This is a genomic window from Pedobacter sp. GSP4 (assembly GCF_051857575.1).
In the GTDB taxonomy this organism is placed as follows: Bacteria; Bacteroidota; Bacteroidia; order Sphingobacteriales; family Sphingobacteriaceae; genus Pedobacter.
Genome location: NZ_JBPZIR010000009.1, coordinates 193,111 through 219,370 on the forward strand (window position 1 = coordinate 193,111; position 26,260 = coordinate 219,370).

General features: G+C 42.0%; 15 protein-coding genes. 11 read left to right on the forward strand and 4 right to left on the reverse strand.

Annotated elements, in window-relative coordinates; genetic code table 11:
• Positions 1-88 precede the first annotated feature (88 nt).
• The gene (locus tag ACS5PU_RS20380; protein ID WP_439461010.1) at positions 89-1,417 is read right to left on the reverse strand and encodes a rhamnogalacturonan acetylesterase; all 1,329 of its coding nucleotides are present in this window, start codon (positions 1,415-1,417) and stop codon (positions 89-91) included.
• A gap of 798 nt (positions 1,418-2,215) precedes the next feature.
• Here ACS5PU_RS20380 and ACS5PU_RS20385 point away from each other — a divergent pair.
• From ACS5PU_RS20385 to ACS5PU_RS20425, 9 genes are all read left to right on the forward strand, one after another.
• Positions 2,216-9,250, forward strand: coding sequence for an SDR family NAD(P)-dependent oxidoreductase (locus ACS5PU_RS20385; RefSeq protein WP_439461011.1), 7,035 nt, complete (start codon positions 2,216-2,218; stop codon positions 9,248-9,250).
• Positions 9,251-9,439: 189 nt separating this feature from the next.
• A complete protein-coding gene (locus tag ACS5PU_RS20390; protein WP_439461012.1) occupies positions 9,440-13,675 on the forward strand; it encodes a beta-ketoacyl synthase N-terminal-like domain-containing protein in 4,236 nt (1,411 codons plus the stop codon).
• Positions 13,663-13,962, forward strand: a complete 300-nt coding sequence (locus ACS5PU_RS20395; protein ID WP_124560137.1) for an acyl carrier protein — start codon at positions 13,663-13,665, stop codon at positions 13,960-13,962. The genes ACS5PU_RS20390 and ACS5PU_RS20395 overlap by 13 nt, the downstream gene beginning before the upstream one ends.
• Positions 13,950-14,747 (forward strand): alpha/beta fold hydrolase, encoded by a 798-nt coding sequence (locus tag ACS5PU_RS20400; RefSeq protein WP_439461013.1) that lies wholly within the window; start codon positions 13,950-13,952, stop codon positions 14,745-14,747. The genes ACS5PU_RS20395 and ACS5PU_RS20400 overlap by 13 nt, the downstream gene beginning before the upstream one ends.
• Entirely contained in the window at positions 14,726-15,928 is a 1,203-nt protein-coding gene (locus ACS5PU_RS20405; RefSeq protein WP_439461014.1) for a glycosyltransferase, read from the forward strand. The genes ACS5PU_RS20400 and ACS5PU_RS20405 overlap by 22 nt, the downstream gene beginning before the upstream one ends.
• A 10-nt stretch (positions 15,929-15,938) precedes the next feature.
• Entirely contained in the window at positions 15,939-17,141 is a 1,203-nt protein-coding gene (locus tag ACS5PU_RS20410) for a glycosyltransferase (protein WP_439461015.1), read from the forward strand.
• 272 nt (positions 17,142-17,413) lie between these two features.
• Complete coding sequence (locus ACS5PU_RS20415; RefSeq protein ID WP_439461016.1) at positions 17,414-18,703, forward strand: condensation domain-containing protein; 1,290 nt, start codon at positions 17,414-17,416, stop codon at positions 18,701-18,703.
• Positions 18,700-19,968, forward strand: a complete 1,269-nt coding sequence (locus ACS5PU_RS20420) for a hypothetical protein (protein WP_439461017.1) — start codon at positions 18,700-18,702, stop codon at positions 19,966-19,968. Before ACS5PU_RS20415 ends, ACS5PU_RS20420 begins: the two co-directional genes overlap by 4 nt.
• Positions 19,961-20,467, forward strand: coding sequence for a hypothetical protein (locus ACS5PU_RS20425; RefSeq protein ID WP_439461018.1), 507 nt, complete (start codon positions 19,961-19,963; stop codon positions 20,465-20,467). The genes ACS5PU_RS20420 and ACS5PU_RS20425 overlap by 8 nt, the downstream gene beginning before the upstream one ends.
• A gap of 353 nt (positions 20,468-20,820) precedes the next feature.
• Here the strand turns inward: ACS5PU_RS20425 and ACS5PU_RS20430 are convergent, their stop codons facing one another.
• The gene (locus ACS5PU_RS20430) at positions 20,821-22,899 is read right to left on the reverse strand and encodes a hypothetical protein (RefSeq protein WP_439461019.1); all 2,079 of its coding nucleotides are present in this window, start codon (positions 22,897-22,899) and stop codon (positions 20,821-20,823) included.
• Between the two features lie 155 nt (positions 22,900-23,054).
• On the opposite strand from ACS5PU_RS20430, the gene ACS5PU_RS20435 reads away from it, so the two are divergent.
• Complete coding sequence (locus ACS5PU_RS20435) at positions 23,055-23,891, forward strand: alpha/beta fold hydrolase (RefSeq protein WP_439461020.1); 837 nt, start codon at positions 23,055-23,057, stop codon at positions 23,889-23,891.
• Positions 23,892-23,893: 2 nt separating this feature from the next.
• On the opposite strand, the gene ACS5PU_RS20440 is transcribed toward ACS5PU_RS20435, so the two are convergent.
• A complete protein-coding gene (locus ACS5PU_RS20440; protein WP_439461021.1) occupies positions 23,894-24,676 on the reverse strand; it encodes a response regulator in 783 nt (260 codons plus the stop codon).
• Positions 24,677-24,686: 10 nt separating this feature from the next.
• Positions 24,687-25,382 carry a LytR/AlgR family response regulator transcription factor gene (locus ACS5PU_RS20445; protein WP_439461022.1) on the reverse strand — a complete coding sequence of 232 codons (696 nt, stop codon included), beginning with the start codon at positions 25,380-25,382 and terminating at the stop codon, positions 24,687-24,689.
• A 249-nt stretch (positions 25,383-25,631) separates the two neighbouring features.
• On the opposite strand from ACS5PU_RS20445, the gene ACS5PU_RS20450 reads away from it, so the two are divergent.
• A complete protein-coding gene (locus tag ACS5PU_RS20450) occupies positions 25,632-26,249 on the forward strand; it encodes a hypothetical protein (RefSeq protein WP_439461023.1) in 618 nt (205 codons plus the stop codon).
• Positions 26,250-26,260 lie beyond the last annotated feature (11 nt).

Sequence of the window (26,260 nt, forward strand, 5' to 3'; positions counted from 1 at the left end):
GGTTAAAGGTAAAGTATTAACTTTATTTGCCATTAAAGCTAAAAAGCATGTTTTTTAAAAAGATTCAATTTTTGGGTGTTTTTTCATCTTAATTCCCATCTGGTTTAACCACACTACTTTTAGGGCTCTCTGGCCAGTGCCAATTGTTTACGTCGTCGGGTTTAGCCGGATCGAATTTCGGCAGATCACCAACCAGGTATTTCGCAATGCCCAGTTTCTGCTCCTTGATCCCTAAAATAATGCATTGTGCAATTTCGTAGGCTCCATAAGGATTAAAGTGGGTATTATCAGCCAGAGCTTTATCCTGCCCAGGGTAACTATTGGCCGGATAATGCACAAATACTTTTTTTGATGGTTCTTCGCCCAGGGCATTAAATAAAGTTGTTGTCATGGCATTAAGATCAATCAAGGCAACTTTTTCTTCGGCAGCTACCTTACGTGCCGCATCAGGGAAATCGCCGAGAGAGTTTACAATTTTTCCTTCCGAACCAAAAGACCGCCTGCTGGTTGAGGTAACCACAACAGGAATTCCGCCTTTTTGCTTCACTTCCGAAATGAAGGTTTTTAACCTTTCGGTATACGATTTATAGGCGCCATCATTTGGTCCTTTATCTTTTTGATCGTTGTGGCCAAATTCAATAAACAGGTAATCGCCGGGTTTCATTACACTTAAAATCTTAGCTAAGCGTTTACTCCCCAGAAATGAACCCAATGTAAGTCCAGATTCGGCATGGTTGGCAATCGCCACACCGGGTTTAAAAAAGCGGGGAATCATTTGCCCCCAAGAAGCCCAGGGCTCATCGTCCTGGTTCACAACCGTCGAATTTCCGGCCAGGAAAACCGTAATCTGATTCTCCACTTTGGTAATTTCGATGGCCTGCAGGGCAGTTTGGTGATCAAATTCTAAAGTCAGTTTATCATCCCAATCAAGTTTGGTCACTTCGCGCGGCTTTAAGGCAACAACTTGCCCACCTGCGATATGTTTATCCTTAACATTTACAATAAAGGTTTTGCTGAGCGATTGTCCAGGTGCAGTTTTCACATTTTCGAGCATCAACCTCCGCGATTCGGCCTTTACCGTACTTAATGCAGCAGCTTTCGGGTTGCCAAAAGTGACTGTTATTTTATAATTGCCTTCGGGCACGGCTACCGAGAAATAAAAGGGTTTATCGCTCCTAACCAGATCTGAAGTTAAAAAATTCTTTCCACCATCATCAACGCCTTCAACTTTCGAATCAAAATCAAAGCCAAATCCTTTTTCTTTACTATAGGCATCACCAGGTAAAACTGCAGTATAACCTTTGGCCACTTTTCCGCTACCAAAATCAAATTTGAAATCAGTTTTTTCCTGTGCCTGTGATAGATTAGCAATTAAGCCCATAAAAATAAGCGGCTTAATGATTTTTTGAATGTGCATATGGTTAAGATTTAGCCTACGATCTCTAAATGGATTTTTATTCCACTAAGACCGTTTCTCATAAAATTTGAAATTTGGTTAATTAAACGTCTTAATAACGATTATAACACGAATATATTAAAAACAATTCTCAATCTGCTTGATTATTCGCCTTACCAAGAAAATTTTAAAAATTTAACATAGCACTGGATTAATTTTTGCACAAAAAACAGGCAAAACATATGTTTTAATTACTAATTAAAAATACATTAATAAACATTTTAAAATACACAAGTTTTATTCACATTTATTATCCAAACTGATTTCAATAAGAAAGAAAAAGGCAAAAGCAATCATAACGAAGCAATTACAGCTTAATTTATCCGAAACGAAACTTTAAAAAGAAATTCAAAAAGTCCAAATTAATATTTAATAGTCTTAAAACACAGCTCAACACATCATTACCACCCATTCTTACCCAAAAATTAACCAACTTTTAATAATCAGCTAACATTTAGCAATTTCTAAAGCTATTCATGATAAAAAAGTATAAAAAATCAAATTTCAAAGCACTTATCTGTTCATAAAATTCATTTTTTATTCAAATAAAAGATCTGTTTTAAAAGTATGTTCAGTTCATTCATTCCGACTGATTTAAAACAATTTGACTTAGGCAATTCGTACCTTGGTATTATTAATCATACACACTAATAGCAGCGCTAAAAAGCTGGTTTATTGTGTATTACGGCAGGCATAAAGAACCATTATGTTTCGCTTAGAAAAATCCACCAAACAGATTAGAAGATTAAAACTAAAGCCATGAACAAATACGCCATTATTGGAGTAACTCCCTTCGAAATCCCTGATAGTAGATTGGTTTCCAATTTACAAAAAGCAGATTGCTTTCCGGCTCTAAGTCTTGGACACAGCATAATCGAAGCTCAAGATGCAATCGCCTCGGTTATCGCCACTGGCATTTCCGATTTTGGGGTAAGCATCAACTCTGCTGACTTGGCTAGCATTAAGCTCCCCATTGAAGTAAGTTTGGTTATAACACCTTTTGATCTTACCTTAAAAACCAAAACCACAGCAAAAATCATTTATCAGGTTTTCGACCTTGAATCAGCACTGGCAGCAGAAAAAAATGGCGCCTATGGCATTATTGTAAAAGGAAATGAAGGTGCTGGCCGTGTTGCTTATGAGTCTTCTTTCATACTTTTTCAAAGGATTATCAAAGCCATCACCATTCCGGTTTGGGTTCAGGGTGGTGTAGGCATCCACACAGCGGCATCCTTAATGGCACAGGGAGCTGCCGGCATTATTCTCGACAGTCAACTGGCCATGTTTCCAGAATGTTCGGCACCTGCAGCTTTAAAAAACATCTTCGGAAAATTAAGTGGCACCGAAACCAAATTAATTGATGGCTGCCGCGTGCTGGCGCGACCAAACTCACCTGCATTGGCTGATGATACTGGCTATCTTGCCTTACAGCATTACTTTAAAGGTTACGATTTAGAAAAGCATTACCTCCCAATGGGACAGGACATTGCCCTATCAGCAGATATTGTAAACAAATATAAAAAGCTAAACAAACTGATTTTTGGCCTTCAGGAAGCCATTTACGGACACATTAAACAAGCAAAGGCCATCAATGTGATCAAGCCGCACAATTCGCTTGCCCAGGATTTAAACATCACCTACCCTATTGCCCAGGGACCTATGACCCGGGTGAGCGATGTAGCACCATTTGCAAATGCCGTTTCGGAAGCTGGTGCATTATCTTTCATCGCACTATCCTTATTAAAAGGCGAATCGGCCAAAAACCTGATCGAAGAAACCAAAAAACTGGCCGGCGAAAAAACCTGGGGCGTTGGTATTTTAGGTTTTGCTCCACAGGAACTCAGGGATGAACAGCAGGAATACATTTTAAATGCCAGGCCTCCTGTTTTACTAATTGCAGGTGGCCGGCCTTCGCAGGCCAAACCTTTCGAAAAGGCAGGCATCAAAACTTTTTTACATGTGCCTTCAGCCTCGCTGCTCGATATGTTTTTGAAAGAAGGAGCCAAACGTTTTGTATTTGAAGGCCGCGAATGCGGTGGTCATGTTGGGCCTTTATCCAGTATGGTATTGTGGGAAAAACAAATAGAACGTTTGCTAAAGGAAGAAAATCCGGAAAGCATCAGCGTTTTCTTTGCAGGTGGAATCCACGATGCTTTTTCTACCGCCTTCATCTCGGTTATGGCTGCTCCATTGGCCGCTAAGGGAATGCAAATCGGTGTTTTGATGGGTACAGCCTATTTATACACCAAAGAAGCCGTAAGCTCAGGCGCCATTTTGGATCAATTTCAACAGGAAGCCCTGAATGCCGGCGAAACCGTATTGCTCGAAACTGCTCCAGGACACGAAACCCGGTGTTTAAACTCTCCTTTCGCCACTTTTTTCAACGAAGAAAAGCAAAAAATGCAGGCCGCCGGACTGGATAAAAAAGAAATCTGGTCGAAACTCGAAACCCTAAACGTTGGACGTTTGCGTATTGCTGCTAAAGGAATTGAAAGACGCGGCAACGAACTGGTTAAAATTGATCAGGCCGGGCAAACTAATTTGGGTATGTATATGATAGGCCAGGTGGCCCCGATGCAAAAAGAAATAGTATCATTACTGGATCTTCACCAGGATGTAGCCGATCAAAACTATAAGCATATCTTAAAGGCAACACTTCCTGCTCCTCCCGAAAATAAGACGCAGGCATTAGATGTAGCCATTGTGGGCATGGCCTGTATTTTCCCTGGGGCTAAAAACCTCGAAGAATACTGGCGCAACATCATCTTGGGTAAAGATTCGGTAACCGAAGTACCCGATGAAAGATGGAACAAAGCACTTTATTATAACCCCGATTCAACGGCCGGTGATATGTCGCACTCCAAATGGGGCGGTTTTATCCCAACCATCGATTTCGATCCGCTCGAATTTGGTATTCCACCGCAATCGTTAGCGGCAATAGAGCCTACACAACTCCTTAGTTTACTGGTGGCCAAACAGGCATTACAACACGCAGGTTATGCCGATGGAGGCATGGATAACGAAAATGTTTCGGTTATTATTGGTGCAGAAGGCGGAAACGATCTGGCCAACAGCTATAGCTTTAGGGGCTATTACAAACAGGTTTTTGGCGAAATGCCTGCCGAAGTTGATGCTGCTTTGCCTAAAACCACCGAAGATTCTTTTCCCGGCATTTTAGCCAACGTAATTTCCGGCAGGATTACCAACAGATTGAACCTTGGCGGTAGAAACTATACCGTTGATGCAGCTTGTGCATCTTCGCTTGCGGCAATAGACCTCGCTTGCCAGGAGTTATTTTTAGAAAAATCGGATATGGTTTTGGCGGGTGGAGCAGACCTCCACAATGGCATTAACGATTACCTGATGTTTTCGAGCACGCATGCCCTTTCTAAAAAAGGCCGCTGTGCCACTTTTGATGCCGAAGCAGATGGAATTGCCCTTGGCGAAGGTGTTGCCATGATTGTACTGAAAAGATATGACGACGCTTTACGCGATGGCGACACCATCTACTCCATTATTAAAGGTGTAGGCGGGTCGAGCGATGGAAAAAGCCTGGGTTTAACCGCTCCACGTAAAAACGGACAGGTAAATGCGCTCGAAAGAGCTTACAGCCAGGCCGGAATTACACCTTCTTTAATCGGTTTGGTGGAAGCACATGGTACAGGTACCGTAGTTGGCGATAAAACTGAAATCAGCGCACTAACCGATATGCTCAACCAATCGGGTGCAACAGCAGGACAAACGCATTTAGGCTCTGTAAAAACGCAGATTGGCCATACCAAATGTGCCGCTGGTATTGCGGGTTTAATCAAAGCCTCATTATCGGTTTACCATGGGATAAAACCTCCAACCATTAACTTAAAAACACCCAATAGCTTTTACAATGCACAAACCAGTCCTTTCGCTTTCCATACCGAAGCAGGTTTATGGATGGAAGAAAAACGTTACGCAGGTGTTAGCGCTTTTGGTTTTGGCGGCACAAATTTCCATGCCGTTTTAGAAAGTGCGAAAAATACAGCAGATCAAAATCCGATCTTAAAATCGTGGCCATCAGAACTTTTTGTTTTCAGGGGCGACACCTACGAAGAAGCTAAAAATCGCCTCGTTTCGGTAAAAAACCTTTTAGAACTGAACGATCAGATCGAGCTGAAAGATATTGCTTTTAGCTTAGCCACTGCCGATGCAAAACCGGTTCAACTGAGTATTGTGGCCAACCATGCCGAAGACCTGGTGATGAAAATCGATCTTGTTTTATCGGGCGTAGAAAGCAAAGATACTTACCTCACCAAGAAGCAGGAGGGTAAAGTGGCGTTTATGTTCCCTGGTCAGGGCAGCCAAAGGGTAAATATGGCAAGGGATCTTTTTGTGGTTTTCCCTGAGATGAGAAAACTATTGAAAGCTTATCCGGAATACGAAAAAGTCCTTTTCCCTAATACGGTATTTAATGATGCTGATGCCAAAGCACAAAAAGAACAGATTAAAGATACCCGCATGGCACAACCACTTTTGGGTATTGTAGATCTGGCCATTGCCAACTTTTTACGCTCGCTGGATATTGTACCCGATATGGTTGCCGGCCACAGCTATGGCGAATTACCTGCACTTTGTTTTGCCGGTGCTTTCGAAGAAGAAGCTTTGGTGCACCTGAGTGCCGAAAGAGCTTTAGCCATTTTAAATTCGGTCGAAAACGGCGATCCGGGTACCATGCTTGCCGTAAGTACCAAACAGGAAAACCTTGCACAATATCTAAACGATATTGAGGGAGTTTATGCCGTAAACTTTAATGCCCCAACACAATGTGTAATTGCAGGCAGTACTCAGGGCATTGCCCAACTGGCAGCGGTTTTAAAATCGGCTAAAATATCTTTCCGTCCGCTCGAAGTAGCCTGCGCATTCCATAGCCCATTGGTTGGCAAATCGAAAGTGCTTTACCAACAGGTGCTTTCGGGTGTAAACTTTAACGATCTTAAAATTCCGGTATGGTCTAACACCACAGCCAAAATTTATCCAACCAAAGCTGCAGCCATTAAAGAAAGGTTAACCGATCATTTAATCCAGCCTGTTCTTTTCGTAGATGAATTAAAAGGTATGTATGCAGCAGGTGCACGTATTTTTATTGAGGTTGGCCCGGGTAAAGTGTTAAGTGGACTCACTAAAGCCTGTATTGGTCAGGATGAGGTAATTTTACATACCGAAGATCAGGGACAGAACAAGTTAAGTCATCTGCTCGGCACACTGGCAGGCTATATGGCCACAGGTCGCGAAATATTGATCGAAAAACTTTTTGAAGGCCGCGAGGCTAAACTGATTAAAATCGATGAGCCTGCATTATACAAAAAAAGCCCGGCCATCTGGCAGGTAAACGGCCAGCATGCTGTTCCATCAACCGGCAAGCTCCCGGCTTACGGTGCATCTCCTATTACTAAACCTATCACGCTTATGAATAACACCATTACCCCAACAGAAAATCAACAGGCTCTTGGTTCTGCCAAAGACCTGATGATGCAGGAATACCTGCAAAGCATGAAAGCCATGATTCAGGCACAACGCGATGTAATGCTTTCTTTTTTAGGTCAGGTACCTGCCCTGCCAGCACATTACCAACAGCCTTTAAATACTTATCAGGCTCCTCAACCCATCCATATAGAAGCCATTCCCGTATCACAACAAATCGCACAACCTGCTCCTGTTATCCAGCCGGTTGCCCCGGTTACGGAGCAAAAAGACCTGAAACTGGTGTTGCTGCAAATTGTGAGCGATAAAACCGGTTACCCACAGGAAATGCTCGGTATGGAAATGGACCTCGAAGCCGATTTAAGTATCGATTCGATTAAACGGGTAGAAATTATCGGTGCACTTCGCGCCGAACTGGGTGGTTTTGCCCAGCTTAATTTGCCTGAAGATAAAATAATGGAGCAACTGGCCGGACTAAAAACCTTAAACAGTCTGGTAAATTGGATTACTGAAAATTCGCAATCCAAAACCACTGCAACAGCCGCTCCACAAACTGTCCATGCAGTTAGTCAAACCGAACCGGCTAAGCTTTCTTTAAACGACTTAACCTCGATTATTTTAGATGTGGTAAGCGAAAAAACCGGTTACCCTAAAGAAATGCTGGGCATGGATTTAGACCTTGAAGCCGATTTGAGTATCGATTCGATTAAAAGAATGGAAATTATTGCCTCCCTGAAAGAAAAAATTGATTTTGGCAGTGCAAGCGAACAGACTGATGATTTAACAGAAAAACTGGCCGCGATTAAAACCTTAAGCAGCCTGGTAAATTGGATTGCAGATGTAGAAGCTGAAAGCTCGGAGGTGCTTATCGAAGCAAAAAAGCTTATTGAGGAGAGCATCGACGATCAGACCGTTAAAGAAAAATTATCGCGTTTGAGATTTGAGCTTACTCCTGCGGCCTTAACCGTTACCGAAGCCGCCATTTTAAAAGGACAACGTTTTGCCTTAACTGATGATGGTGGCGGACAAGCCGTCAAAATCAAAAAGCTTTTAGAAAAACATGGTGCCATTGCCGATGTAGTCAATTTCGAAGATCCTTTGGATGGCTATCAGGGACTCATCATCATGAACATGTTCGAAGCACAAAAGAAATCGGGCATCCTGGATCATTTTGCAACCATTAAAAAACTCAATTTCGACACGGTTAAATGGGTGTACCTGATTGCTGATACCAAGCGCTATTTTAACGATCAATCTGACATTTCTTTCTTAAGGAATTACCAGGGTTATTCGGGTTTCTTTAAAAGTCTGGACCGGGAGTACGAGCATACCAAATGCCGCTTCATTAGTCTGGAAACCAAAATGTCGGCCGATGAAATTGCCAACATGGCGCTGAACGAAATTTTGAACCCGGATAAACCTTCAGAGATTATCTACAACGACCATAAGCGTCACATTATGGAGCTGATCCCAACCCAGCTAAGCACCGAAACCGATGCACATATCCATTTGGATAAAGATGCGGTGGTACTGGTACTGGGCGGCGCACAAGGTATCACAGCCGAGCTAACGATCCATTTTGCCAAAGATTATCCTTGTAAATATATCCTGGTGGGCCGTTCGGCAAATCCGATTGCCTCTGCAAATGAGCCTAGTGCTTCGTTAAAAACCAAAGATGAGATCAGGCAATACCTGATTAAACAGGGAGAAATTAAAAAACCTGCAGAAATTGAACAGGAAACCAATAGGATTTATAAAAACAACCAGATTTTACGTTGCATTGCCACTTTAGAAGAAGGCGGTTCTACCGTGGTTTACGAATCGCTAGATCTTAAAGATGAAGAAGCTTTAACCCGCCTCATTAACCAGGTTTACGAAGAACACGGGCGTATTGATGGTGTGGTACACGGTGCAGGTTTACTGGAAGATAAGCTCTTCCACAGCAAAACATCCGAATCATTTGGTCGCGTTTTCGATACCAAAGTAACCCCATTAAGGGTGCTTGCAGAGCAATTACGACCTGAAACCCAGTTTGTAATCCTTTTCTCGAGCATTGCTTCTGTTTATGGAAACCGTGGACAAACCGATTATGCAGCTGCAAACAGTGTAATGGATAAATATGCCTGGGCCCTGAAACAGAAAATACAGGGTAAGGTAATGGCGATTAACTGGGGCCCCTGGAAAGGTGCAGGTATGGTTTCGCCAACTTTGGAGAAAGAATACCAGCGCAGGGGAATTGCACTGATTCCACTACAGGATGGAATGGAAACTTTCCTTAACGAACTAAAATATGGTAAAGAAAGCCAGGTATTGATCATGGCTGGAAACACCTGGACATAGAAAGATCGATGTTGATATTTTTAGCCCATGGTCGTCACCCTGTCCCGATTTAACATCGGGATCAGGGTCTATCTAGCAGGAAAGATGCTGAAATGAATTCAGCATGACGACCGCGTTAATTAAGCAGCCTAAAAGTTTTAGTACAAATAGATATTAATGGAACTAAGAAAGATCCCCTAAGCGAACAAGATGAAGAAGAGCGATGTAGCAATTATTGGAATGTCATGCATTTTTCCGGGTGCGAAGGATATGCAGACCTTTTGGGAGAATATCATCAACCGGGTAGATGCCACACAACAGGTTCCGGCCGATCGGATTGATCCGGTACATTTCGACAAAAATTTAAGCGGCGTTGATCGTTTTTACTGCAACCGGGGTGGTTTTATCCCCGATCATCAGTTCGATCCGCAGCGCTTCGGCATTTTACCATTAGCGGTTGAAGGTACCGAACCAGATCACCTGTTAACCCTCGATCTGGTTCACCAGGCACTTGAAGATGCATCGGTATTCGAAAAAAAATATTCCCTTGATAAAACAGGGATCATTATCGGAAAAGGAAATTACGTTGGCCCCGGGGCAACACGTGCCATCGAAATTGTACGCACGGGCGAGCAGATTTCGAGCATACTGAAAGACCTGATGCCCCAATTGAGCGAGGCAGAAATTGAAAAAGTAAAACACGAATTCCAATTGCGCAAAGGCCGTTTCAGCGCCGATACCGCAATGGGGCTGATCCCCAATTTAGTGGCCTCGTTAGTGGCAAACCGGCTTAATTTAGGTGGTTTGGCATTTACATTAGACGCAGCCTGTGCCAGTTCGCTCATTGCGGTTGATCACGGTGTGCAGGAACTAAATAGCGGCCGTTGCGATATGATTATTGCCGGAGGTGTACATTTGGGTCAGAATGCGGCTTTCTGGAGTATTTTTTCACAACTGGGCGCTTTATCCAAACAGGAAAAAATCAAACCTTTCGATCAGCATGCCGATGGCCTGATTATTGGCGAAGGCTGTGGTTTTGTGGTGCTTAAACGCCTCGAAGATGCCATCCGCGACCAGGATAAAATTTATTCGGTGATTAAAGGCGTGGGCATTAGCAGCGATGGCAGCGGAACCAGTGTAATGAGTCCCTCGGTTAAAGGCCAGCTAAAAGCCATTACCGAAGCATGGAAAAATGCCGGATTGGAAAGTAAAAATATTGGTTATTTAGAAGCCCACGGCACGGGCACACCACTTGGCGATAAAACCGAGGTAGAAACCCTGAAACAGTTTTTTGGTCAGGATACAGACCTGCCAAAAGCTGGTATTGGTTCGGTTAAATCAAACATTGGTCACGCCATGCCTGCAGCAGGAATTGCAGGTCTGATTAAATCGAGTTTAGCACTTTATCACGGCATCATCCCTCCTACTTTACATTGTGATGAGCCGCTTGCCCAACTAGCAGAAACCCGCTTCTCAGCCGTGCAACAAGCTGCCGACTGGAACCAATCGGATTTACCAAAACTTGCTGCTGTAAATGCCTTTGGTTTCGGGGGAATCAATGCCCACGTGGTACTAAGCGCTTACGATCGTCCTAAAAAAGACGAAGTTTTGGTGCTTGCTCGGCCTAGTCATGAAGGTTTGATTCAATCACTCGAAAATGGTGATTACAGCATCGGGCAGGGTAATTTCCGTTTGGTACTGTTTAATCCGAGTGAAGAAAGGATTAAAAAAGCCCTAAAAATTGTGGCTAAAAATACTCCCTGGAGAAATAAACAGGATATCTGGTATACCAATTCACCTTTATTGGCTAACGATGGCAAAATAGCCTTCGTTTTCCCCGGTTTAGATGGGCTTGCAAGTGGCGAAATTAAATCGGTAGCCGATTATTTCAACATCAATATCGATGAAAACAACAAACAGGATGGCCTTTTAAGCGAGGCGCTCAATATCCTGAACAAAAGCAGCGTTTTAGACCAGGCCTTAAAACAATTGGGTGTTAAATCAGACATGAACGCAGGCCACAGTCTTGGCGAATGGCTTGCAGCAAGATCTTCAGAACTTGCCGAAGAAAGTTCGGTAATGAATTTATTGAATGTACTTAACCCCGAAACTTTTGAGCTCAAAGATTCGCGCTTTATTGCCGTTGGTGCAGGTTTAGCTACCCTTCAACCCATTATAGAAAGTATCGCTGATTTATACCTATCGAACGATAACTGTCCGCAACAGGTAATTCTCTGTGGCAGTAAAAATGCGCTCGATGAGCTAGTACCGATATTAAAAGCAAAACAGATTTTTCATCAGATCCTGCCTTTTCAATCGGGTTTCCACTCACCATTTGTGGCCGATAAGTTGGGATTGATCCTCGAAGGCATGCAGGACATGCAGTTCAGGAAAACCACAACGCCACTTTGGTCGGCTACAACCCTCGAAACTTATCCCGAGGGTTTTGAGGCCATCCGCCAGTTAAGTGCAGAACACCTGATTAAACCGGTGCGTTTCCGCGAGCTTACCGAAAAACTGTATGCCGAGGGTGCACGTGTATTTATCCAGGTAGGTTCTGGTGGTTTGGTAGGCTTTATCGACGATACTTTAAGAGGAAAAGATTTTAGCACCATTAGCGCCAACGTGCCCATCCGTTCGGGCATTACACAATTGCAAAGGGTTTTGGCCGCACTTTTTGTTGAAGGAAAGGAAATCGGGCTTCATTACCTGGGCAATATTAAGTCAACTCCACCTCAAAAAAACAAAGGCATTAAACTCGAACTCGGTTCGCCGATTATCCATAACCTGCAAACGCTTAAAGGTTTAACCATTAAGCAAAATCAACCTGTGCAGCCCAAAACTTTTGTAGAAGCCAAACATCCGGTTTTACAGGCTTTTAACGAAAATGTAATGGAAATGATCAACATGCAAAGCGAAATGATCGGGCTTTTTGAAAATGCCGAGTTGCAGGTTGATCAGCCAGTTAACAGGGCACCAGCTGCGCCGGTAAAACCAGTTAGACAAGCCTTTAGTAAAACGCTGGATGTGAGTTTGGAGAACTGCCCTTACCTCATCGATCACTCGTTGTTGAGGCAGCCAAAAGGTTGGCCAACCGTAGAAGATATGGACCCGGTGATTCCGATGACCATGATTTTTGAGGTGTTTGCTGAAATAGCCAATGCCCAATCGCCTGGAGAAAAAGTGCAAAAAATCATGAATATGCGCGTTTTCCAATGGATGAATGTGGTTAAACCTTTTCAGGAAACCGTAACCGGCGAGTGGAAAGACGAACAAAGGGTTTACCTCAACCTCGAACGTTTTGCCAATGCAGAAGTACAGCTTGCAGCGCAGTTAAGCCCTGCTCCAAACCGCACTTTCGATATCGGAAAGTTACTGGATATCGACCGTACATCTGAGCAGATTTACGACGCGCACATGTTCCACGGACCGGATTATCAGGGCATCAAAAAACTGGTTGCAGTTGGTGATAAAGGAATTACCGGTATTATCGAAGCTGCAGGCGGAAAAGGTTCTTTACTGGATAATGCCGGCCAGTTATTCGGTTTATGGCTTCAACTTACTTTAGAAAAAGACCGGATTGCTTTCCCGGTTAAAATCCAGGAGATAGAATTTTTCGGCGATATGGTTGATCAGAAAGGCACCTTCGAATGTACCTGCGTGCTTACTGAAATCAATGATGAATTTGCCACAGCCGATATCGTGATGAAAAGGGATGGCCTAACCTGGCTGATTATTTCAGGCTGGCAGAACCGCAGACTCGAAATCGACGAACCACTTTGGAATGTATCGATGTCGCCACTGCACAACCGTTTATCGGAAGAGGTTGCGCCAGGTGTTTTTCTTTTCGGTAATGCCTACACACGTGTGGTGTCCTGGGATTTCATCCTGAAAAGATATTTCAACCAAACGGAAAAGAAACACCACAACAACCTTTTGCCCAATAAAAGAAGAACCTGGATGATCAGCAGGGTGGCTGCAAAAGATGCGGTAAGGAATTTACTGAACACGCAGAAAAACCAGGCCTGCTACCCTATTACTTTCGAAATTTATTCAGACGAACACCGAAAACCTTATGTTAAAGGCGGTTTAACCGACAATATCAACATTTCTATTGCGCATAAAGGCACTGATGCCGTTGGCATAGCCCGCTTTAACGAACCTGTTGGAATCGATATCGAACATATAGAAGAACGCAGCGCAGGCTTTTTTGATCTCGTTTTTAACAATCACGAAATGGCCCTGCTCCAAAACCGCGATAAAATTGAATGGGCAACCCGTTTCTGGGTAGCTAAGGAAGCTTACGGAAAATACCTGGGTAAGGGCTTAAAAGGCAACCCAAAAGCCTATACCGTAGCAGAGGTAAATGGCGAAGAATTACGCATCAATAACATCACAATTAAAACAATCAAACATAAAAACTATATCATCGGATGGACACTATAGCAACTACGAAACTGAGCAGCGAAGAAATTTTCGACCTCATGAAAAAATTTATAACCGAAGTAATCGGCGAAGAATTTGTTGAAGAAATGGATATCACCCCCGAAAGTTCTTTCACCAAAGACCTCGAAATGGACAGCATCGAAATCGTATCTTTTTCTGAAAAAATCAAGGCACATTTTGGTGAGCAAATCGATTTCACAGGCTGGTTATCATCAATGGATTTAGATCAGCTGATCAATTTAAACCTGGGTATGATCATTTCTTATATCGAAGAATGCCAGTCATAACGGTAAACGGCAAATCGGTTCACATTCAGGAGCTCAACAAAGGGGCTGCTGAAACCATCGTGCTCGTTCACGGGATGTTCAGTAACCTTTCTGTCTATTATTTTAATATCGCACCGCTGCTGGCCACAAAATACCATGTGGTACTTTACGACCTGAAAAGCCATGGCATGAGCGAAAAAACATTGCTCGGTTATGATCTCGAAAGCATGACCAACGACCTGCTTGCGCTTATGAAGGAATTAAACCTGCAGCAAGTGCATTTGGGCGGTTATAGTTTTGGCGGATTGATTGCTTTAAAAATGGCCATCCGTTTTCCGGAGCGCATAAACAAGCTGGCTGTAATAGAGGCACCCGATCCGAACGATGATAAAACAAGGGGTATTATTGACGAGTACAGCCGCGAGTTTCTGGAGCATTACGTCGAAAATTTCACCGATACCACCAAAGTGAAAATGGGTAAAAGGCAGATGGAACGTAACCACCGCATGTACGAGTACCTCTTTTATCAAACCTCAATCAAAACCGATATGGAACTCGAAAAAGACTTTTTCGGCAGCCCGGCAATCAGAACCATAAAAAAATCTACCCTGTTATTATATGGCACCGATTCAAATTGTTTAAACGCAGGTAAACACCTTGATGGGTTGATCGAAAATACAGATTTAATTGCCGTTCCGGGCGATCATAATATTCCGATCCAGCAACCATTAGTTATTGCAGAAACCTTATTAAACTTCTTCAGGAAAAATAAAATTAAACACAGATGGCAAAATTCGTTTTTGTAGTTCCTCCCCTAACCGGCCACATCAACCCAACCTTGAGTATGGGGGCAGCTTTACTGGAAAGAGGTCATCGTGTAGCGTGGATTACTTTAGATCAATCGCTGGACGATAAACTTCCTAAAGGAGGCGAGTTGCTTGTGATCAGCTACGACCAGAACGACCAGCAAAAAAAAGATTCAGAAAAATACCTCGATATCATTACCAAAAAGATTGTTTACGGCATCGATAGCATCAAATTTCTGTACGAAGAAGTATTGATTCCGCTAAACAGGCACAGTTACGAAGGTATTGCCGGTCTGCTTGATCAGTTTAAGCCAGATTTGGTAATTACCGATCACCAGATGTTTGCCGGTGCCATTGCCGCAACCAACAAAAACTACCCTTACGTTACTTCCGTTACGGCTCCGGCAGCGATAAAAGTAATGGACGAATTGCCAAAAGTGCACGAATGGGAAGTAAACCAGATTGTGGAACTGCAGAAAGAATTCGGCATTACGGCAAGCGGTTCTATTGCCTGCTCTGATTTGGCTACATTAGTGTTTACCTCGCGCGATTTCTTTGGCGAGATGGATCTACCCGAACATTTTAAATTTGTGGGTCCTGTTTTTAACCGCCGCAAAACAGCTATTCCTTTTAACTGGGAAGCATTTAAGAACATTACCCAGCCAAAAATACTGGTAAGCATTGGTACCACCTTCGATCACGAACATAAAAAAGCTTTTTTTGCCAAGGTAATCGAGGCGTTTGCCAGTGAAGAACTGCATGTCGTGGTGGTTTCCGATCCTGCCTTATTTGACGAGTGGCCGGCTAATTTTACCGTGCAGCGCCAGGTACCGCAATTGGAACTTTTACCACACCTTGATGCCGTGGTTTGCCATGGCGGCCACAATACCGTTTGCGAAACTTTAATGAACGGACTACCCATGGTGGTAATCCCGATTGCCTACGACCAAAGCCATGTAGCCGGACGTGTTTTCAGGGTTGGTGCCGGAGAACGCTTAAACTTTAACCGTTTTAAAGCCAGTCACCTTAAAGAAGCCGTAAACAAAGTGCTGCAAAACGACAGCTACAAAATTGCCGCAGAGCAGATCAAACAATCCTTTATCCAGGCCGGTGGAACAGAAAGTGCTGCCGATTTACTGGAAGCTTTAAGCAACAAAACCTCAAACGTATTCATCAGTTAAATTATACAATATGTCAAAATTCCTTTTCGTTGTCCCGCCCTTTTTTGGCCATATCAGTCCAACTTTAAGTATTGGCGCAAGTTTACTGGCCCGCGGCCATGAAGTAAAATGGCTTGGCATTACTCCGCTTGCACAGGTGCATCTGCCCGAAGGGGGCGAATTTATTTACCCCGAAGAAGACCTGGTGGAATATGCTGATGAAATACAACACATTTTAAAACGTCAGGATGATGGACCTGCCTGTTCTGGTCCGGAGGTGATGAAACTGGCCCTCGAAGAAACTTATGTGCCTTTTGCTAAAATGATGATGAAAGGACTGAACAACTTTGTAGATGCATGGAAACCCGATGTGATCATTAACGACTGCATTACCTTTGCCGGTGCATTAAGTGCACATTTAAAAGGTATTCCATCGGTTACCACTACCCCTGTTCCTCCAGATGTGATGGGCGATACTGCTAATAGTGCACCTAAAATATTCGAATGGCAACAAAACCTGATCAAAGGTTTACAAAGGGAAGTAGGCATTTACAGTGATGATATCCACATCCATTCGCACGAGCTGAACATGGTTTTCACCTCTCAGGCTTTTGCCGGTTTTGAAGAAAAACCCCCACACATGCATTTTGTTGGCCCCGTAAAAGGCAGGCCGAATTTAACACCATTCGATTGGGAACGTTTAAGCCAGGCCACCACACCTAAAGTATTTGTCTCGTTAGGTACATTGTTGGTTGATATCCGTAAGGAATTTTTCCACAAACTGATTACCGCTTTCGAAAACGAACCTGTAACCATTGTGGCGGCAACCAACCCAGATATTTTTGAAAAATGGCCCGATAACTTTATTGTAAATGGTTTTGTACCACAGTCGGAGCTGATGCCACACATGGATGCTGTAATCTGTCACGGAGGTTTTAATACCGTAAACGATACGTTCACCAACGGTTTACCCATGTTGATTACACCTATTGCCTACGATCATTTCCATACGGCTAAATTAATTGAAGACGCAGGCTGTGGGGTGAGCATCCGCTACAAACGTTTACGCATCAGCGATTTGAGAAACACTGTTTTTGAGTTATTGGAAAACCCGAAATACCGTAACGCGGCACAAAAAATAAAAGAAACATTTATCGAAGCTGGTGGCAATGATAAAGCGGTGCAATTGCTGGAGGATTTTGCAAAAACAGCACAGGCTGTTGAAACAGTTTAATGGAGTTACCTTACGCGGTCGTCATCCTGTCCCGATTTTAACATCGGGATCAGGGTCTATCTCGTAAGAAAGATGCTGAAATAAATCCGATAGCTATCGGATCAGCATGACGAGACGATTAAAAAAGTTGACAACCCTGGATGTAATCGTCCTCCCCGCGACCGTCACCCTGAACTTGTTTCAGGGTCTATCTTACAGGAAAGATCCTGAAATAAATTCAGGATGACGAAACACATAAAAAAGGATGACGAACCTAATACAACACTAACTAAATGAAAAGAAAACTGCTATTTGGCGAAAGGATGTTATACGGAGACGGCAAAAGCCCGTTTAACATTGTACTTCCTTTTAAAATCATAGGAGAAATAAAGGAAGACGATTTAAGGTTTGCCTTGTTCAAAATCCAGAAAAAGCATCCCTGGTTAACTGCAGCCATACGTTTTGATGAAGATAAAAAGCCCTGGTTTGTAACCAATCTTACCGAGGTTTTTAAAATTCCGGTACGCATTATAGAGCGTTTAAGTGATGAACATTGGGAACAGGAATCTACGGCGGAGTGGAAAACAGTTTTCGATGCCTCAGCCGCACCGCTTTGCCGCATTACCTGGATTAAAGGGGATCATGTTTCAGAAATCCTGATGGTGTACCACCATTGCCTTTGCGATGGTACCGCAGCGCTTTCTATTTTAACCGAGTTGCTTCAGCTTTTGGATGATCCCGATACCGATATTGGGAAGGAAATCCCCATTATGGGCGTAAAAGATGTAATACCGGCAAGGGTATTGAACAGTTACCGCAACCGCATCAAAAACGGCCTGATCGGTAAAATTGCCACACTTGCCCTTTGGATGATCCCGATTAAAAAAGTAGCCGTCGAACGTAAAAAAGATTTTATGATCCGCTGGCGGTTTGATCAGGAATTTACCGCAGCCATTATCACGTTCTGCAAAACCAATCAGTTTACCGTTAACACGCTGCTTAGTGCTGCCGTTTTAACCGCCTTTAAAACGGTAAGAAAAGAAAAAGCATTCAATAAAATATCGCTTCCGGTTGATATCAGAAACTTTAATCCGATCATTAAAAAAGACCATATTTTTGCCTTTGGTTTAATGATCGTGCTTTCCCTGTTGCCCGAAAAAGACTTTCTCGAAAATGTGAAGACGCTGCAAAAAGAGGTGAACGATAAATCGGCCAAACTCAATCCATACAGCTTGATGATGATGATGGAAGCCTGTCACCCGGCGCTTAAGAACTTCACCAATTTCTTAAAATACGGTAAATCGAGTAACGATTGCATGTTTTCTAACCTGGGAAAAATCGACATCCCTCACCAATACCAGCATTTTGAAGTAGAAAGTATATACAGTCCTTCGGTAATGGGTCCTTTGGGCAACACCACAACCATGATTGTTTCTACCTACCGCAACCAGATGGACTTTACTTTTGTGGCCAGCGAAGGTTATGTGCCTTTTGTAGAAGCCGAAGCCATTAAACAGCAGTTAATATCCATCCTTAAAAGCCAGATTGTACAACCCATTGAAATTTTAAGCGCAAGCGCATGAAAAGAAGATTAATTTTAGGTGAAAGAATTATGCACGTTGATGCCAAGACACCTTTAAACTGTGTTTTTGGAGCTAAAATTACCGGCAAAATCGGCGAAGAAGACCTGCATCAGGCACTTTATAAAATCCAGCAAAAACATCCCTTGCTGCGCATGAATATCGATAATAGTGGCAAGGAGCCCTATTTTGTATTAAACGAAAACATAGGTAAAATCCCGGTGAGGGTTTCGGTGCGTTCATCAGATCAGGATTGGCTACAGCAATCGAAAGTAGAATGGTATAAACTCTTTAATTCCATTAACGAACCTTTGGCGAGGGTGGTTTGGCTACAGGGCGAAACCGAATCAGATCTATTATTGGTACTCCCACATTGTATTTGCGATGGAACCACCATTTTAAATTTAATGCGCGAGTTAATGACATTGATTGATAACCCTGAACAAGATCTGGTTCCCTACCAATCTTTTACCTCAGTTAAAGAACTGCTTCCCGATGATTTTAATACCAGCAAGACAAGCCACTTTAAAGGAAAAATTTTTGCAGCCCTGGGCCGCTTGTTTTTCTTCTTTAAATCTACTTCTTACAACAATAGCGACCGGCTTAACTATGCCATTAGCTGGAAAATAAATGCTTCAGACACCCAAAACCTGTTGCTGAAATGTAAAGCTGAAAAAACCTCGGTGCATGCTGCAATCTGTGTAGCTTTTATGGAAGCCTTTAAACAGTTACAGCAAGATAAAGCGCATGGCAAGGTAATTTGTCCGGTTGATATCAGGCGCTTTGTAGCACCCATAAAGGAAGATACCATGTTTGCCTTTGCCCCGATTGTAGAATTAAAGCTCGATCAGCAGGAAAATACCTTTTGGACCAAAGCGCGCAAGTTAAAAAACGATCTGGAAGCTAAGATTGCAGAAATGAAAGTTCACGATCTTTTAAACATGAGCGAATATTTTCATTCATCGGTAAATAAAATGATTGGCTTTTTGAAAACAACCAAAGGCACGCATGATATTACCCTAAGCAATATGGGGCTTATAAACATTACTAAAAACTATAAAAACTTTAGCATTGCTACCATTTACAGCCCTACGGTTGCTTTTCCCTGGCGCAACGCAAACACCTTGGTACTGAGCACATTTAATGGTGAAATGGATTTCTCGTTTATGTCTAACGAGTCTTTTTTAAGGGAATTTGATGCCTGGCAGGTAAAAGATCAGGCGATGAAAATGATTAGCGAAAATATAAAGGAATTGGCAAATGTGTGATGTAGAATTAGAGGCGCAAGCCAAGGTATCAAACTGGCACAAATTTGTGCGCAAAAACCTGTTAATACACCTTATTCCCAATATGGTGCTCAATACTGTTGTGCCTTATTTTGTCTTTAAAACACAAAATTCGGTACATTTATTTAGTGGCGAGCAAAATTTAGCCCGGTTCTTACTGCCCATGTCATTGCTGCTTCCTTTTATGATTACCCTCGATATTTTGAAGAAGATAAAGGAATTACAGCATTCGGAAGCCATTCATTATAAAGTGGACGAAAAAATAACGGGCTATCCGTTCATCCTGAAGAAGGCAGGCCTTAATGGCCTCTGTAGTATTGCCGTTGTTTTTGCGCTTATGCTTACCCTGCATTTTTCATTTCCTCCAAACCACGATTTTGGCATAACCCCATCTGCGGTTTGTGCAGGTTTATTGGCCGGTTTATATTCAATTACTTTCTTCTACCTCGCCATCAGGAAGTTTAAGATTGATGCGGTGTAGTAATTCTTGCTGTCATTCTGAATGTAATGAAGAATCTTTATTTTTCTTTGCCACGGATGCACACAGATAAACACAGATAGATCTAGTATTTTTCCTATCTGTGTATCCTTTCTAAAATATTTAATCAATTACCACAACCTAGTCCTCGTTTGTAACGAGGATTAATGAGAAGTGCATTTGTAATGCACAATTGATCATCTACCGAGCTGAGGCAAGTCCATGGAGGTCGGCAAAAAAAATCAATATAAATGACATTAACGAGAAGTGCATTTCTAATGCAAATTAGATCATCAACCGGCGATAAAATCGCCATGCTCATACATCCCGATTGCAAATCGGGACGATAATAATTGTTACTCCAACCACACCATCTGTGTAAAAGCTCCGTTTGTTGCAATATCCCAGGCTTCTACCCTTACCCATTTACGGCCTTTTAAGTTAACCGGCCATTTGAAATCTTTTTGACCAAATGCCTGCGTAGTATTTAAATTGATCCGGTTACGGTAAACCTTTTGCCCATCGCCCGATACAATCTCTACAAAGCTTAAAGGAAAAGTCCATTTCAACTGCATATTAACGCTGGCTTTACCGGTAGCGTCAGTTTTCAAGATTTCTCCCGCACCCTTCCCATTAATGTTGAATGCCGGGATTAATACTTCTCCCGAAGAAACAAAAAACTTCCCCTGTCGCATCACATCCAATACCGGCTGCCATCCATCGGCATAATTCGGCACCTTATCCAACTGCAAATAATTTACGTTTAAATGCGCATACATTTCGTTCTGCTCCGTAATGGTAAAGATATCCGCTTCAGAAATAACGTGTTTTTTCAATCCCCAGTTGGCCATATCATCCATTAAATTCAATACCCTTTTACTTAGTGTAGGCAATGATAAATCGGCCGGAATAGCTTTCCATGCAGCGCCCAAAAAGGTTTCTGACTTAAAAAAATCTTCATCCTTATATTTATCCGGATAACCTGTTGATGCTTTCGTTCTGGCATGCGCCGTCCAGGCTAAACCCTTTTCCTGTTCCAGCAGTTTCAGCATTTCGGCTTTATCATTAATCCGGTAAACTTTTCCATAGGTTGGATCGTTGCTCTCGAAAGGTTTATCGCTTTTCCTCGACATGATCCAATAAACCGGTTTCGGGAAAAAGGCCAACCAGTGGCCACCATAAAAATTATTGGCTTCTTCGCCAGGTAACAGTAAAAAATTTGGGTCAGATAATCTTTTGGTTTGTTTAAACAGCGCATCGAGTTCTTTCAAACGGACAGAATCTGGGCCTTTTGGGTGCCCCGGACCATGAAACTCGGCCAGTTTAACAATATTTAAGCCTGCTTTTTTAAGTACATCAACAAACTCAGGTTTTTCTGGTACAGGTTTCCCGCTCAGCACCACATCCGAAATAAATTCATTGTGAAAATGACTGGCCATAGTTTTATATCCCGCCAAGGGTACATACGAATCGTTATGTGTAAACTTTTTAACTTCATCCAAAACCGCACCTGCTTTGCCAGTGCTCAATAAACAGAAAAAATTAAGGCGCTGTTGTGTATTTGGTGGCGCATTAAACCAGGGCACATAACGCTTATCCCCCAAAGGATCCTGACGGATACCAATACCAAAACCTGGAATCAGATTTAAATAATTACTGCCCTTCCAGGTAAATTTAAGATTGAAGGCTTCATCCAGGGGATAAAAATATTGGTGCGGAGCCGGAAACAAAGCCAAACTACCAGCCTTATTTTCTCCGATTACCGTACGGTATTTTACTTCTAAGTTTTTAGCCGCATCTGTTTCAACGGCTTTCTCAGCCTGAAGCTGTCCTTTCACATCCGACCACGCGATATTAGCCCACATGTCTTTTTTATTAACCAGACCAGCATCGTACAAAATTGCTGTTGAATCTTTTGCAGTAGAAACTACGGCGGCTACATTAAACAACGGACTCCCGTTATATAACGTAATTTCTAAAGCACCTCTAAAAGTTTCGGCACTTAGGCCCGCTATTTTAATTATGGTTTGGCTACCCTGAGTGCTGACGCTGGCTGCTCCCTTTTCAAATTTTACAGCGTTGGTAGTATATGGTCGTGTAGGTACGCGGTCAAAAAACACATCCCAGCCGCCGCTCGAAGGGCTTAGCGTACGTTTGCCTACCCTCAATATAAATGCAGGATCCAGATTAGCCGCAATTTCTTTCAAAGCGCCTTTTTTACCCAACTGCAAACTACTGAACAAAGCTTTGGCATTATCGAGGTTTAAAACCATTTTTCCTACATCCCCTTTCCCAACCGGCCAGGTTAAAACCAGTTCATTTTTATTGGAAGTAAAGGTAGCCCCGTTATTTTTGAATGATTTAAAATTTACCTGTCCACAAGCATAAATAACTGAAAAACAGATAATAAGCAATGTAAAAATAGTATTCTTCATATTTGGTTAATCGTTTTAGTAAGACAAGATAATAATTAGAAATAGAATATGGCCTGTTCATGCATTATCGTTACATATTGTTCATTATTTCTTTTTTTTGGAAAGTTCAGATAACATTGTTTATCTTAATAAAACATTAAAAAAACCAAACTATTTTGCACCCTATATTAATCAGAAATAACGTAAAAATACTTGGCGAGGGCAGTCAGGTAATTATTTTCGCCCACGGCTTTGGCTGTGCGCAAAGTTCATGGAAATTTGTAACTGATGCTTTCCTGGAAGATTACAAGGTAATATTGTTCGATTACGTTGGTTCTGGCCGATCGGATATGAGCCAATACGATAAACAAAAATATTCGACGATTGAGGGTTATGCCTGCGATGTAATTGATATTATTGAAGCGCTGGATTTAAAGGATGTTATTTTTGTTGGCCACTCGGTAAGCAGTATGATTGGCATGATAGCGGCTTTACAGATGCCTGAAGCTTTTAAAAAATTAATCTTTATCGGACCATCTCCTAAGTACCTGAACGACAGGGATTATATTGGTGGCTTTGAAGCAGCAGATATAGAAACGATATATGAACATATTGCCGAAGATTATGTTGGCTGGAGTAAGGTAATGTCGCCGTTGGTGATGGATAGCCCTTCAAAACCCGAGCTTGCAGATTTTTTACAGGAATGTTTCGAATCAACAGAGCCAAGCGTGGCACTGGCCTTTGCCATGGCCACTTTTAAAACAGATTGCCGCGAAAGGTTGAAAAACATCGAAATACCGAGCCTAACCTTACAAAGTTCCAGCGATATCATGGCTCCCCTCTCGGCAGGCGAATTTATCCATAAAAACACACCGGAAAATTTTTTGGTGGTAATGAAAGCTACCGGACATTTTCCGCACATTAGCGAACCAGAAGAAACGATCCGCGAAATCAAAGATTTTATTGGTGATACCAAGCATAAATCGGCAGCCAGCCATCTTTACGCTTCGTAATGCTAATTGGACAAAAATTTCAGTGCCTCCTCTTTTGCTTTTTTGCAAATGGCACTGATCATTTTTACTTTGTTTTTTAACTGTTCAAGTGATAGGTTTTCATATTCAATAGCCTTAAGGTGCTCTGATAGTTTTGTTTCAAGGCCCATAACCATAATGGTGGAGCGCAATTTATGTGCTTCACTTTTCAAATTCTCTATCTGCTGGTTTTTCAAAGCCGTATTTAACTGTTCTATCTCCAGGGCAATCATTTCTACAAACTTACCGGCTATTTCGCGTTCATATCCCGCATCGCCCAGGCTAATTGTTCTTAAATAAGATAAATCTATTACTTCATAATCATCCCTCCTGCTTTCTGTTTCCATGCCTTTAACAGAAAATAGCTCATTTGGTAAAAACATGGTAAGCATGCCCACCAGCTCAATTTTTGAAATTGGCTTGCTAAAGCACGCATTCATACCGATTTCAAAACATTTTGCTTTTACCACTTCAATTGGGCTATCCGTAACCGCAACAATGGGTATATTGATCAGCAATTCCTTCCTGATTACTTCTGTAAGCGTATAGCCATCCATTTCAGGCATTTCAACATCGAGTATAACCAGCTTGAATACTTTTTTTTTCAAACATTTTATAGCTTCTGCTCCATTCTCGGCAACGAGGAAACATACATCATATTCTTTCAGGTAGTTGGAAAGGATCTGGCGGTCTATCTTATGGTCGTCAACCACTAAAACATCAAAAGCTGTACTCAAAATTTTACCCTCTTCTCTATTGGCCATCATTTATGGTCTATTATAATATTTGCATTCTTTTGTTCAGTACGTTTTTATAGGCATCCGAAATCGGAACAAAGCTTTTATTGATAATCAGTGTATTGCCTTCAATGGTATCTATTTTACCAACATTAATAATAAACGACCTGTGAATACGGATAAAAGTATTGCTTGGAAGTTTATCTTCAACAGATTTCAGGGAAGCATAAATGGAGTAACTCTTGTCAAATAGATAAATCTTCACATAATCGCCTTTCGCTTCGAGGTAATTGATATCAGCCAAATTTAAACGCCTGATAACTCCAGAATCGCGGATAAATATAAACTCGTCTCTATTGGAAGCAACAATGATATTTTTGGCTTTATAAATCTCTTTGGCTTTGGTTATGGCCTGCAAAAACCTTTCGGGCATTAAGGGCTTGGTTATAAAATCAACTACGTTCAGATCAAAAGCGGTAGCCGCATGGTCTTTGTGCGAACTGATGAAAATAATAAGAGGCCTGTTGCTGCCCAGGCTCTTTACCAAATCTATCCCAGATGTTTCGGGCATTTGAATATCGAGGAGTAACAGATCTATCTTATGGATGGCCATATTTTTGTACACCTCTTCTGCATTCTCGCATTCGGCAACCACATTTACCGATTTTTCAATCTTTAAAAGGTGCCTTATAATGCTACGGGCTATAGCATGGTCATCTACAATTAAACAGTTCATATACCACTTATATCCGGTTTAGCATCTACACTTAAAACTAAGCATATATGGCCTCAAATTACGGCGTGAACAGCTGAATGAATAAAATGAACAAATCTTACATTTTCTGAAAACCATTTATAATTTCATCCCGTATATACCCCCATTCGTCTAGGATTTTAGCCTTTACAACGGATACAAATAGTTTAAATAGTAGCGCAAACGTACATTTGCAGACTTAAAATCAAAAATTAATCATAAAAAAATAAAATGAACAAAATTAAAACCATCGCACTTTTTACCTTAAGCATTTTAGGCGTTTATACCGCTAATGCACAAACTTTTAAAGAACCTGTTAGCTATAAACTTAAAAACGGAATGAACATCATTATTTCGGAAAACAGCTTATCGCCTAAAGCTTACTCGAGCTTTACATTAGATAATAGTGCTTTTGCGGATAAAAAAGACGGGGTGGCCGAATTGTTGAACGCTGTATTGAACGAAAGCGTTGCTAAAAACTCGAATATCAATTTTAAAGACAACAGTGGCAAACTGGCTACAGCCAACGCTGATCTAGATCAAGATTTAACTAAAATGGCAGCATTGATCCAACATGCCACATTAGATCAAAAAACTTTCAATACCGCTAAAGCTAAACTGATTACCAGTTTAAAACTTCAGGATTACGATTACGATCAAAGCGTTAACGAAAAATCAATCGGCGAATTAACACTTGCTGATGTACAAAGCTTTTACAACCAGATCTCTCCTGAAAAAACCTTTTTAACCGTTGCCGGTAATGTTGAACTTAACTCGGCAAAAGCTGCAGTAAAGAAAGCTTTCGGTAACTGGGAAAAACAACATGCAAACACAACATTAGCAAAATAAGTCGTCTAAAT